12 protein-coding genes and 1 pseudogene are annotated in these 11,819 nt (G+C 71.7%); 3 read left to right on the top strand and 10 right to left on the bottom strand.

Annotated elements, in window-relative coordinates; all coding sequences use genetic code 11:
• The coding region (locus tag I53_RS09580; RefSeq protein WP_043349713.1) for a PBP1A family penicillin-binding protein at positions 1-1,905 on the bottom strand (1,905 nt) is incomplete at its 3' end.
• A gap of 293 nt (positions 1,906-2,198) precedes the next feature.
• Between I53_RS09580 and I53_RS09575 the strand changes: the two genes are divergently transcribed.
• Complete coding sequence (locus tag I53_RS09575; RefSeq protein WP_043349710.1) at positions 2,199-2,690, top strand: YcgN family cysteine cluster protein; 492 nt, start codon at positions 2,199-2,201, stop codon at positions 2,688-2,690.
• Between the two features lie 78 nt (positions 2,691-2,768).
• On the opposite strand, the gene I53_RS09570 is transcribed toward I53_RS09575, so the two are convergent.
• From I53_RS09570 to I53_RS09545, 6 genes are all read right to left on the bottom strand, one after another.
• A complete protein-coding gene (locus I53_RS09570; RefSeq protein ID WP_051044743.1) occupies positions 2,769-3,458 on the bottom strand; it encodes an NrsF family protein in 690 nt (229 codons plus the stop codon).
• On the bottom strand, positions 3,458-4,015 hold the full coding sequence (locus I53_RS09565; protein ID WP_043349707.1) for a sigma-70 family RNA polymerase sigma factor: 558 nt from the start codon (positions 4,013-4,015) through the stop codon (positions 3,458-3,460). The genes I53_RS09570 and I53_RS09565 overlap by 1 nt, the downstream gene beginning before the upstream one ends.
• Before the next feature lie 110 nt (positions 4,016-4,125).
• Entirely contained in the window at positions 4,126-4,869 is a 744-nt protein-coding gene (locus I53_RS09560; RefSeq protein WP_043349705.1) for a DUF1223 domain-containing protein, read from the bottom strand.
• Positions 4,870-4,939: 70 nt separating this feature from the next.
• On the bottom strand, positions 4,940-5,728 hold the full coding sequence (locus I53_RS09555) for a creatininase family protein (RefSeq protein WP_043349703.1): 789 nt from the start codon (positions 5,726-5,728) through the stop codon (positions 4,940-4,942).
• A gap of 123 nt (positions 5,729-5,851) precedes the next feature.
• Entirely contained in the window at positions 5,852-6,385 is a 534-nt protein-coding gene (locus tag I53_RS09550) for a protein phosphatase CheZ (RefSeq protein ID WP_051044744.1), read from the bottom strand.
• 110 nt (positions 6,386-6,495) lie between these two features.
• Complete coding sequence (locus I53_RS09545; protein WP_012317888.1) at positions 6,496-6,879, bottom strand: response regulator; 384 nt, start codon at positions 6,877-6,879, stop codon at positions 6,496-6,498.
• 297 nt (positions 6,880-7,176) lie between these two features.
• Between I53_RS09545 and I53_RS09540 the strand changes: the two genes are divergently transcribed.
• Both I53_RS09540 and I53_RS09535 read left to right on the top strand, forming a co-directional pair.
• Entirely contained in the window at positions 7,177-8,163 is a 987-nt protein-coding gene (locus I53_RS09540) for a bifunctional riboflavin kinase/FAD synthetase (protein WP_043349701.1), read from the top strand.
• Positions 8,164-8,225: 62 nt separating this feature from the next.
• Positions 8,226-8,444, top strand: coding sequence for a DUF2093 domain-containing protein (locus I53_RS09535; RefSeq protein ID WP_043349698.1), 219 nt, complete (start codon positions 8,226-8,228; stop codon positions 8,442-8,444).
• Between the two features lie 3 nt (positions 8,445-8,447).
• Here I53_RS09535 and lpxK read toward each other — a convergent pair whose 3' ends face one another.
• The 3 genes and pseudogenes from lpxK to I53_RS09520 form a co-directional block, all read right to left on the bottom strand.
• On the bottom strand, positions 8,448-9,428 hold the full coding sequence (lpxK, locus tag I53_RS09530; protein ID WP_043349695.1) for a tetraacyldisaccharide 4'-kinase: 981 nt from the start codon (positions 9,426-9,428) through the stop codon (positions 8,448-8,450).
• A pseudogene (locus I53_RS09525) lies at positions 9,428-10,760 on the bottom strand (3-deoxy-D-manno-octulosonic acid transferase). The gene lpxK and the pseudogene I53_RS09525 overlap by 1 nt, the downstream one beginning before the upstream one ends.
• Positions 10,757-11,542: a lysophospholipid acyltransferase family protein gene (locus I53_RS09520; RefSeq protein WP_043349693.1), complete on the bottom strand. Its 786-nt coding sequence runs from the start codon at positions 11,540-11,542 to the stop codon at positions 10,757-10,759. The pseudogene I53_RS09525 and the gene I53_RS09520 overlap by 4 nt, the downstream one beginning before the upstream one ends.
• Between the last annotated feature and the right edge of the window lie 277 nt (positions 11,543-11,819).

The following is an 11,819-nucleotide window of genomic DNA, read 5'->3' as shown; positions in this document are numbered from 1 at the left end:
CTTGTTGGTGGAGGTGTGATCGTCGTTCCCGAACCAGACGGCGCCGACGTAATTGCCCGTGTAGCCGACGAACCACGCGTCCCGGTAGGCGTTCGTGGTGCCCGACTTGCCGGCCACCTTCACGCCCTCGAGCTGCGCCCGCTTGCCTGTGCCCTCCTCGACCACCTTGTTCAGCATGAAGTTCATGTCGGCCACGACCTGCGGCGAGAGCACCCGCTCGGGCGCCTCGTCGGCGTGGCGGTAGATCACCTCGCCGGACGAGTTCTTCACCTCGATGGCCGCGTAGGGCTTGGCGCGGAAGCCGCCGTTGGCGAAGACCGCATAGCCCGCCGCCTGGTCGATCACCGTCACCTCGTCCGAGCCGATCGGCATCGACACCGTGTCGATCAGGTTCGAGGTGATGCCCATCTTGTGGGCAAGTTCGGTGATCTTTGCGCGGCCCGCCTTGGCGGCCCGGGCCTCGTGACTGATGCCCATGGCCTTGCCGAGGGAAATCGAGATCTTGATCGGGATCGTGTTGATCGACTTCGCCACCGCGAGCCACATCGGCACCCGGCCGGCATAGGAGCGGCCGTAATTCTGCGGGCACCAGTTGCCGATGCAGACCGGGCTGTCGACCACCGTCGTGTCGGGCTTGAACAGGCCGGAGGCGAGCGCGGCCGAATAGACGTAGGGCTTGAACGACGAACCGGGCTGGCGCAGGGCGTCGGTGGCGCGGTTGAACTGGCTCTCGCCGTAATCGGCGCCGCCCACCATGGCGCGCAGCGCCCCGTCCGGGTCGAGGATCACCATGGCGGCCTCGTCGACGTCGTAGGCGTCGCCGGACTTGCGCAGGATGTCGGCCACGACCTCGTCGGCCCGCTTCTGGATGGCGAGGTCGAGGGGCGTCTTCACGGTCAGCACACGGTCGCTGCGCAGCTTGCCCGCGTCGGCCATGGCCTTGATCTCGCCGAAGGCCCAATCGAGGTAATAGTCGGCGGTGATGTCGCGGGTGCGGGTCACCGGGGTCGCAGGGTTGCGGAGCGCCGTCTGGATCTGGCCCTCGGTGACGAACCCCGCCTCCACCATATTGTGCAGCACGTCCGCCGCCCGGGCGCGCGCCGCCGGCAGGTTGACGTGCGGGGCGTACTTGGTGGGCGCCTTGAACAGGCCCGCCAGCATGGCGGCCTCGGCGAGGCTGATGTCCTTGAGCGGCTTACCGAAATAATAGTCCGCCGCCGCCACGGCGCCGAAGGTGCCGCCGCCCATATAGGCGCGATCGAGGTAGAGCTTCAGGATCTCGTTCTTGGTGAGGTGGCTCTCCAGCCACAGGGCCAGGAACGCCTCGTTGATCTTGCGCTCCAGGGAGCGCTCGTTCGTCAGGAACAGGTTCTTGGCGAGCTGCTGGGTGATCGAGGAGCCGCCCTGCGTGCCGCCGCCGCCGCGCGAGTTGTTGACCAGCGCCCGGAGGGTGCCGATCGGGTCGATGCCCCAATGCTCGTAGAAGCGCCGGTCCTCCGTGGAGACCAGCGCCTTGATCATGATGTCGGGAAAGTCATCGAGCTTGAGCGAATCGTCATGCTTGATGCCGCGGCGGCCGACCTCGGTGCCGTAGCGGTCGAGGAAGGTGACGGCGAGGTCCTGCTGCTTGAGCCAGTTCTCGCTCGTCAGCTGGAAGGCGGGCTGAGCCAGGGCGAGCATCAGGACAGCGCCCCCGGTCCCGATGGTGACGCCCTCGCTCGTCAGGTCGAGGGCGACGCGCTTCCAGCCGCGCACGGCGAACCGGCTCATGACGCGCTGGAAGCGCTCGTAGGCTTCGCCCGTGGACTGGCCGCCATCGTACAGGCTGGCATTGACCCAGGCGTCGAAGGCGAGCGCGGCGCGTTCGAGGCGGACCTTGATCTCGGTGAGCGTCGGCAGGCGCACGATGTCGAACCCGGCTTGTCGAGCGCCTCTGCGGCGGATCCTGGCGGCGGATGGTCGAGGGCCCGCGCCGCGGACACGAACCCTGCGCCTGCGCCACCGCACGGCATCCGAGGTCCATAGCAGGATCCGGAACCGTCGGCGAGGCTCTGCGCAGTCTCGCGAATCGCCGCGGACGAGCTTGGGCGTAACGCACGACGGTGCGATCCGGTCGCATGGAGCTCGTCGGCGGCCACGCTTGCAGCGGTGCCCGGGCTCGGGCAGAGAGGCGGCTTCCCATCCGAGAGACTTTCCCGATGCCCAAGCCCGAGGCGCCGCGCCGCGGGGCGGTCGAGCCGTTCTGGCGGACCAAGACGCTCGAAGCCATGACCCCGTCCGAGTGGGAGAGCCTGTGCGACGGCTGCGGCCGGTGCTGCCTGATGAAGCTCGAGGACGAGGATACCGGCGAGGTCCATCACACCGATATCGGCTGCACGTTGCTCGACGGCCTCACCTGCCGGTGCCGCGACTACGCGCGGCGCCAGAAGCGGGTGCCCGACTGCGTGCGCCTGACGCCGGAAGCGGTGCGGTCGATCGCCTGGCTGCCGCCGACCTGCGCGTACCGGCTCGTGCGCGACGGGCAGCCGCTCTACCCGTGGCATCCCCTGATCTCCGGCCGGGCCGCGAGCGTGCACGAGGCGGGCATCTCGGTCCGCGGCCGGCTCGCCGGCAACGAGGAGGAATTCTCCGAGGACGAGTTGCCGGACCGGATCGTGGACTGGCCGGGCCTCGATCCCAGCGCCGTCTGAGTCGAGCGCACCGGACGCCGGGGCCCGCAGACCGGCTCACGCCGCGTGGTCGCGGCCCGGCGCCTCGACCGGTACGCCCTAGCCGGCCCCGGAGTGCCGGCCGAGCAGCCGGCCACCCGCCAGGCCGTTCGCCGCGATGACGATGGTCACCGCCGCCGCGTGGAACAGGAGATCCGTGGCGGTGGCGTCGTGCGGATGGACGGGCATGAGCAGCGCCGCCGCCGCCGCCGCCACCGCCAGCCCCCCGAGGGCGGCGGTGAGGTTCGGCCGCAGCGGGCAGGCGCGCCGCAGCATCACGACGATCAGCACCGACAAGGGCACCGAGACGCAGATCAGGAAGCTGAAGCAGCCCGCGATCGTGTGCTCGCCGGGCACGTCGGCCCCCGGCGCGATCCAGTCGCGCAGGCAGCCCAGCCCGCTCGCGCCGACCCAGAGGGCGAGGGGCGGAAGCGGCAAAAGCGCCCAGCGGCTGGACCGTCCCGGCACGCTCGTGGCGAAGGCCGCGAAGGCGGCCGTGATCGCTGTCAGCACGGCGCCGACCGCCGCGAGGGCCAGATCCGGCACATGCATGCGCAGCATGAAGCCGCCGGTTCCGATCCAGGCCGCGAGGACGACGCCGACCACCAGCGTCACGCCGAGCCAGAGCGCCGCGCGGGCCTCCGGGGTCGGCAGCGGCCGCACGGGTTCGAGGCCGCCTGCGAGTTCCTCGACGAGTCGGTCGTAACGGGACAGGTCCCCGCCGGCCCGGTTGCTCCCCTCTCCGGGCATCACTCCCGCTCCTGCGTCAGACTGGCCCGGAGCGCCTTCAGCGCCCGGTGCAGGTTCACCTTGAGGGCTCCCTTGCTGCGACCGGTGAGGGCCGCGGTCTCGTCGAGCGACAGCTCGCGCAGGCCCAGGTGCTCCACCGCCTGCCGCTGGCCGTCGGGCAGGGCCGCCACCGCCCTGGCCAGGGCGGCCGCCCGATCCCGCGCCTCCAGCCCATGGCCGGGGATCGGGCCCGGATCGACCTCGGCCTCGTAGGCCAGGGGGTCGTTGACCTCCCGCGGGCGCCGCCCGGCGCGGCGCAGCCGGTCGATCGCCCGCCGCTGGGTGATGGCGCGCAGCCAGGGCAGGAAGGGACGGGCCGGATCGTAGCTCGCCCGGGCCCGGTGGACGGTCATCAGCGCGTCCTGCACGACATCGTCCACCGCCTCGCCGCGCACGCCCTGTGCCCGGGCGATCGCCGAGACCACGGGCAGACACGCCTTCAGCAGCGAGCGGTAGGCGGCCGCGTCGCCGCCCTGAGCCGCCGCCATCAGGGTCGCCAGTTCCTCTTCGAGCGCCATCCGGGCTCCGCCGTCGTTCCGCCCCCCGGCCCGCGTCGTGTCTACCCCGCGGTGGGATCCCGACGCCAGCGCCCAAGCGCGCGCGGGCATCCCGCCCGAAACGGCGAGCATCATCGTACGGCCTCCCGTCCCGTCCCGGCGGGGGCCGCGGCGAGTCGCGCCGCGCCGAGGATGCGCCCGTCATCGGCCTGAAGCAGCAGGGCCGCCGTCTCGCCCTCGGGGCGGGTCGCCGTGAAGGTCGCGGCGGCACCGGACCAGCGCCCGAGATCCTGCAGCGAGCGGACGACGTTGGCCTGCTCGAGGGTCCGCCCGGCATTCTCGCCGCGCAGCACCCGCGTGGTGTGGCTCGGATCGTACCCGATCAGCAGGACGCGGCCGGAGGCCCCTCCGGCGTCGGGCGCGGGCCCGATCTGCGCGACGACGCGCCCGCCGTCGCGGGCCAGGGTCGCCGGGATGCCGGGGCCGGCCTCCCGGGCGCGGGCGATGGCAGCGCGCAGCCCGACCTCGTCGGAGCCGACCAGCCCGGTCTGCCCGTCGATCACGGCCTGCGGCGTGTAGGCGGGTCCGCCGAGGCGGGTCGCGTAGGATTCCTGGCGGGCGGTGGCGGCCGGCAGGGCGTAGGGGTCGCGCCAGTTCAGGTGGTTCCAATAGGTGACGTGGAACGCGAGCGGCAGGACGTCGCCCTGCGCACCCGCCGGCTCATGGGCGAGGCGGCCGATCAGCGCCTCCGCGGGCGGGCAGGAGGAGCAGCTCTGCGAGGTGAACAATTCGACGACGACGGGGCGCGCCGCCGCCTCGGCCGAAGGGAGGACGGCACACGACAGGACGGCGGCGATCAAGAGGGCAGGGCGCATGGCCGGAACTCCCGCACGCCGGCGGTTCGGACCCGGCGTACCGGCTCCTTCGGCGCTGCCGCGGCGGCGGTTACACGTCCGGGTCGAGTTCGAAGGCGTCGACGTCGCGCAGGAGGGCGAGGAAGGTCCGGGCGCCGTAATCCAGCGCCGCACGGCCCGCCTCGGCGGTTCCGAGACGCGCATCGCCCATGGCGCCCGAAGGATGGAGGTCGCCGGCCTTCCACGCGAAGGCGGCGGGGCGGCCGGCACGCAGGTGAGTGAAGTCGCGGACCATCGCCCGCGTCCGCGGCGGGAAGTCGGCGATCCGGTCGGCCCGGACGAGGTCAGGCCGCAGGGCCAGCATCAGCGCCGTCTCGATCCCGCCGGCATGGATGCCGTGGGCGATCTCGTCGGCGGGGAACAGGCCCTCGGGATAGCCGAGTCGCGCCCAGGACGTCGTGACCGCCACCATGCGGAACCGAGCGCGCAGCTCAGCCGCCACGAGATCGATGAGCCCGCTGTTGCCGCCGTGACTCGTGACGAGCACCAGCTTTCGGCAGCCGGCGCGGTGGACGGCCGCGCCGATTCCCGTCCAGGCGGCGAGCGCCGTCCCGGTGTCCAGGGAGAGCGTACCCGGGAAGGAATCGTGCTCGTCCGACTTCCCCACCGGCTGGACTGGCAGCAGCAGCACGTCGAGATCGGGCGGCGCGTGGTCGCGCACCCGGGCGAGGTAGCCCTCGGCGATGAGGGTGTCGGTGGCGAGCGGCAGGTGCGGGCCGTGTTGCTCGATGGCGGCCACCGGCAGCACCGCGATCGCCCGCCCCATATCGCGACGCGCCAAGTCTTCGGTGGTCAATTCGGACCAGAACCGCGCCGTCATTCCTGCCGAGGCCTCCTTCCGGCGCCGCCGGGCGGCGGCGGGTTCGGGAGGCGATCTAACCGGCAGGCCGCCGCCGAGTCGACTATCGGGTCGGCGGTCGACGCCTCGCCGGCAAGGTTCGCCTCAGGCAAACAGCGCGTCGATGTCGTCCTGGGAGGGCGTGGCGTCCACAGCCTGCGGACCGTTCAGCAAGAGATCCTCCGCCCGGGCCCGCCGGGCGCGCTCGGCGGGATCCATGGAGGACGCGTCGCGGGCCTTCACGGCCCCCACGAACCGCGCCAGGCGCTGCTCGAACAGGCGCAGCGATTCGACCACCTTGGCGATCCGCTGGCCGGTGATGTCCTGGAACGCGCACGCTTCGAAGATCGTGTTGATGCGCTCCTCGACGGCCTCGCGGTAACCCGGTCCGTCGGGCAGGCCGAGCATCGCCTCGGCGGCCTCCATGATCGTGTTGGTGGCGCCTGCCGTCGCCGCGACAACGCTGCCGAGTTCCTCGTGCGCCATGGGGATGCGGTCACGGCTCATCTCGTTCGCGCGCAGCGCCCCGATCTCCTCACGGAGATGGGCGATGTAATCCGCGATCTCGATCAGCTCGGCGATCACGGTCTGCGGTTCACGAAACCGCAGATCGGCCTGCCGTGAGGCGGCTGACGACATGCTCTTCTCCTCGGATCTGTGGCCGTCCTGACCGGCCACGCCACGTCTCGGCGCCCGGCGGCGCAGGAGCGAACCGCCCGGACGGCGAGGGGACGAAGAAGGGGAGCCGGTCAGCTTCCGCAGACCGCCTCGATCTTCGACTTCAGCGTGGCCGCGTTGAAGGGCTTGACGATGTAATTGTTCACGCCGGCCTTCTTGGCCGCGATCACGTTCTCGGTCTTCGATTCGGCCGTCACCATGATGAACGGCGTCGTCCGAAGATTTTCGTCGGCGCGCACGTGCCGCAGCAGCTCGTAGCCCGTCATCGGCTCCATGTTCCAGTCGGAGATGACGAGCCCGTACTTGCGGCCCTTCAGTCGCGCCAGCGCCTCGGTCCCATCGGACGCGTCATCAACCTCTTCGAAGCCGAGCTGCTTCAGTAGATTGCGAATAATGCGGACCATCGTCTGGTAATCGTCGACAACGAGGATCGGCATGCTCAGGTCGAGAGCCATCGAACAACTGCTCCGTATTGCCCGGCGGGAAGCCGCGGCGGCTCCCGGATAGATTAACGCTTCGCTAACGCTGCGTTTTAGCTGCGCTGCACAGCATTGAAAATAGGGCACGCGCATTGCGAAGCGGTTAATCGGGACGGCCGGGGCGAGGCCGCGCGCCCCGAGGGCAGCCCGGCGCCCTCGGAATGCCTCGCTTGACCCTCCGGGCGCCTTTGGGCAGGGTCCGGCCGCGTCGGGCCCCTCGCGGACATGTCAGGCGATCCCATCCGACCCTTCCGAGCATTCGACCCCGAACCGATGGCCCCAGGCGACGACACGGCCGCGCGGCCCTTCACGATCTGCCGCGCCGATGCGCCCGTCCCACCCGCCCTGGCCGGGGCCGTGGCGGCGATCGGCAATTTCGATGGCGTCCATCTCGGTCATCGGGTGCTCGTCGAGGGCGTGCGCGCCGAGGCCCGTGCGGCCGGCCGACCGGCCGTGATCCTGACCTTCGAGCCGCATCCGCGGGCCTATTTCACGCCCGATGCGCCGATGTTCCGGCTGACCGGCCTCGCCGCCAAGGAGATCGTGTTCGCGCATCTGGGCCTCGACGGCCTGATCGTGCGCCGCTTCGACGGGGCTCTGGCTGCCACGGGCGCCCGTGCCTTCGTGCTCGACTTCCTGAAGGGGGCGCTCGGCCTGTCCGGCGTTGTCGTCGGGCACGATTTCCATTTCGGCCGCGGCCGCGAGGGTACCCCCGCGATCCTCGCCGAACTCTGCCGTGAGGCCGGGATGCGCTGCCGGATCGTGGCGCCGGTCGCCCTCGGCGGCGAGACCGAGCCGGTCTCGTCGAGCGCGATCCGCGCCGCCCTCGCGGCCGGCGACATCGTCCGCGCCAACGCGCTTCTCGGCTATCGCTGGTTCGTCCTCGGCGCGGTGCGCCACGGCGACAAGCGCGGGCGGCAGCTCGGCTTTCCCACCGCCAACATGATGCTGCCCGATTGCGGGCTGGCACACGGCATCTACGCGGTGCGGGTCCGCCTGGCGTCGGGGGACTTCCGCGACGGCGTGGCGAGCTACGGGCGCCGTCCGACCTTCGATGACGGCGCGCCGCTGCTGGAGACCTATCTCTTCGACTTCTCCGACGATCTCTACGGGCAGGACATCGCCGTGGAGTTCGTCGGACACATTCGCGGCGAGGAGCGGTTCGCCAGCGCCGACGCGCTGGTCGAACGCATGCATGTCGATGCGGCGATGGCGCGGGCCCTGCTGGCGCGCGATGAAACCCCGTCGATGCTGACCTGAACCTCGCGGGCATCGCGGGGCGTGCAGATCGTGTAGAAGGCGCCATCGAGCAGGAGGCGGACGTGCTGGGTCGTTACGAGCGCGCGAACAACGGCGAAGCGGTCGTCGAGTACGGCGACGGCACCATGCGGGTGGTCAAGCCCGGCAGCTTCGTGCGCTGCGCGGTGACCGGCGAGCCGATCCCGCTCGACGGGCTGCGCTACTGGAGCGCCGCCCGCCAGGAGGCCTATGCCTCCCCCGAGGCGATTCTGCAGCGGCTCAAGGAAACCGGCCGTCCCTGAGGGTCACGGCGCGCGGAGCGCGTCGCGGATCTGCCGGCGCAGGGCGTCCACGTCGTCGAGCACGAGGCGGACGCGCAGGACGCGCACGTCTGCCGAGAAGGCCGGCGGCAGGCGCACGGCGTCCTTCTCGGTGGTGACGAGGTCTGCGCCGAGGCGCCGGGCCGACTCGGCCAGGGCAGCCAGTTCTCCCGGCCGGTAGGGATGATGATCCGGGAACGGACGCGTCCCGGCGATCACCGCGCCCGCCGTCGCCAGGGTCGCGAAGAACTTTTCGGGGCGGCCGATGCCCGCGAAGGCGAGGCAGCGCCGGCCCGCCAGATCATCCGCCTCCCGCACGAGTCGCGCCCGGTGGACGGGCAGGCCGCGCCGCTCGGCCGTCCGGGCGACCGCGTCGCCCCCGGCGCCGTCACCGATCACGATCAGCCCGCCGACATGCGGCCATTGCCGGGCGAGGGGCGCGCGCAGCGGCCCCGCCGGGAACGGCAATCCGTTGCCGAGGCCGGCGGGGCCGTCGACCACCGCGAAGCTGAGATCCTTGACGAGGCTCGGATTCTGCAGGCCGTCATCCATGACGATGACGTCGGCGCCAAGCTGCCGGCAGAGGGCGGCGCCCGCCGGCCGGTCCCGGGAGACGATCGCGGGCGCCCTGCGGGCGAGGAGCAGCGGCTCGTCGCCGACCTCCGCGGCGGCGTGGCGGTCTGGATCGACCCGTACCGGGCCCGCGTTCCGACCCCCGTAGCCGCGGGACAGGAAGGCCGGCCTGCGGCCGAGCTCGGCGAGGAGGGCCGCGACCGCCAGGGCGGCCGGCGTCTTGCCGGCACCGCCGAGGGTGAAATTGCCCAGGCACAGGACCGGGCAGCCGGCCGGCGCGCCGGGACGATCCATGCGCCGGGCCACCAATGCCCCGTAGAGCGCCGCGAACGGGGCGAGGCCGCGCGCGGCCGGGTGATCCGGCCCCGCCGCCCAGAAGGCCGGGGGCCGCATCAGGCCCGCACGAGCGGTCGCGCGCGGCTACCCCGGTCGAGGCGCTGGAGCTTCATCTGCGCCACGAAGGGATCGAGCACGGCGAGCGTGCGCGCCACCGCCCCCTCGAAGGGCTCCAGGGCACGCTGCCCCTCAAGGGCCATGTCGGCGAGCCGGCTCCGATCGCCGAGGAGCTTCCGCGGCGATCGCCGCCAGTTCGACGCCGTCGCGCACGGGCAGGGCGCCCCCGGCCCGGTCGAGGGCCTGATAGACCACGCTGAAATTCTCGATGTGGGGCCCGTGCAGCACCGCAGAGCCGAGGCGCAGCGGCTCGATCGGGTTCTGTCCGCCCCGCGGCACCAGGGAACCGCCGAGAAACACCAGGGGACTCAGGCGGTAGAACAGGCCCAGCTCACCGATCGTATCCGCGACGTAGACCTCGATGGACGGGTGAGGCCGCCCGCCGGTGGAGCGCCGGGCGCTGCGCAGGCCGACGGCGTCGGCGCACGCCACCACCTCGCCCCCCCGGGCCGGATGCCGCGGGGCGATGATGGTCAGGAGCTGGGGGAACTGCACCTTCAGCATCGCGTGCGCGTAGGCGACCATGGTCTCCTCGCCGGCATGCGTGCTCGCGGCGACCCAAACCGGCCGGCCGGCCATCATGGCCCCCAGATAGGCAAGCTGCTGCGCGTCGGCCGGGGGCACCGACGCGTCGAACTTCAGATTCCCCGCGATGCTCACCCGCGGCGCCCCGAGCTTGGCGAAGCGCTCGCCGTCCTCCTGGGTCTGCGCGAGGCAGATCGCGATCCGCGTCAGCAGAGCCTTGGCGGTGCGCGGGCAGCGCTCCCAGCCTCGGAACGAGCGCTCCGACATGCGGCCGTTGACCAGGATCAGCGGGATCTCGCGCTCGTCCAGCGCCAGGATCGTGTTCGGCCAGATCTCCGATTCGGCGATGACCGCGAGGTCCGGCTGCCAATGCTCCAGGAACCGTCCGATCCAGCGGGGCGCGTCGAGCGGCATGTACTGATGCACCGCGCCGGGCGGCAGCCGCACGCCGACGAGTTCGGCCGCCGCGCGTGTGCCCGTGGTCACGAGCACCGAGAAGCCGCGGGCGATCATGCCCTCGACGAGCCCGATCAGCGACAGGGCTTCGCCGACGCTCGCGCCGTGCATCCAGGCCAGCGGCCCGACCGGCCGGGCCCGCCCCGGCAGACCGCGCCGCTCCGGAAGCCGACGCGGATCCTCCTTGCCGCGCTGCGCACGCCACGCAAGCAGGCCGGTCAGCGCCGGCTCGCCGATGCGCAGGCCGGCCCGGTAGGCCTGCAGCGGCAGGGTGACGGAGGGACGCCTCACGCGAGGTCTCCCACCGGCGCGTCTCTAAGCTCGGGAAGCGGGTCGCGGTAGAGCGCCGCCCGGTCGGCGCGCCCGACGAGCGCGTAGGCGCGGGCATGCACCCGATTCATCTCGGCCTCGACGAAGCGGCGCAGCGTCTCGAACGCCTCGCCGTCGCTGTCCCGCGGAACATAGATCGGGTCGCCCAGCACGATCGCGCCGCGGCCGAAGGGCAGGCCCAGGCAGGCCCGGTCCCACGAGTTGAAGCGCAGATGCCGGCTCGTCACCACGGCCGCCGGGACGATCGGCCGCCCGGAGAAGCGCGCCAGGGTCAGGATCCCGGCATCGCACCGGCGCGAGACCTTGGGAACGTCGGCGCTGAAGGCCACCGATTCGCCGCCCTTCAGGGCCCGCAGCATGGCCCGCAATCCTTCGGCTCCGCCCTTGGCGCGCAGATCGGTGGCTCGGCTGCGGCCGCGGGCGCCGGAGGCCCGCATCACACGGACGCCGAAGCGTTCCAGCGCGATGGTGTTGATGTTCCCATCCGGATTCCGCGAGATGATCGTGGCCACGCGGTCGCCCGGGCGACGCATGAGCGGCATCATGATGTGCTGGCCGTGCCACATGCCGATGATCAGCGGCTTGCGCGCGTCGATCCAGCCGTCCGCGGCCCCCGGGGACCCATCGCCCGCATGGATCTCGAAGCGGTTGGTGAGTCGCACGAGCCGCAGATAGCCGGCCGCGAAACGGCCGAGGAGGCCCTGCACGGACGGATGGCGGATGAAACGCTTGCCGAGGTTCATGTCACGCGTGGGGCGGCTGGACGGCCGCCCGATCAGTTCCGGATCGAATTCGACCGGGCATGGTCTAGCCCCCGCCCCCGAGACGAGACAATCGGCCCCGCCCACAACCACACGTTTGAGCCACCGGTGTCGACCGGCCTGCCGGCGTCGCGGATGCTCCCGCGGAGCGGCGAAAACACGGCAAGCACCCTTGTTTGGATTAATTCCAGACTGTAGATTGGAATTGATCCAAACAAGGAGATTCGCATGGCCGCCGCCCTCGAAAGTGCCGTCGCAT

Source organism: Methylobacterium sp. B1, from assembly GCF_000333255.1.
GTDB classification, from domain to species: domain Bacteria; phylum Pseudomonadota; class Alphaproteobacteria; order Rhizobiales; family Beijerinckiaceae; genus Methylobacterium; species Methylobacterium fujisawaense.
This window is presented reverse-complemented; position numbering and strand designations above follow the sequence as displayed.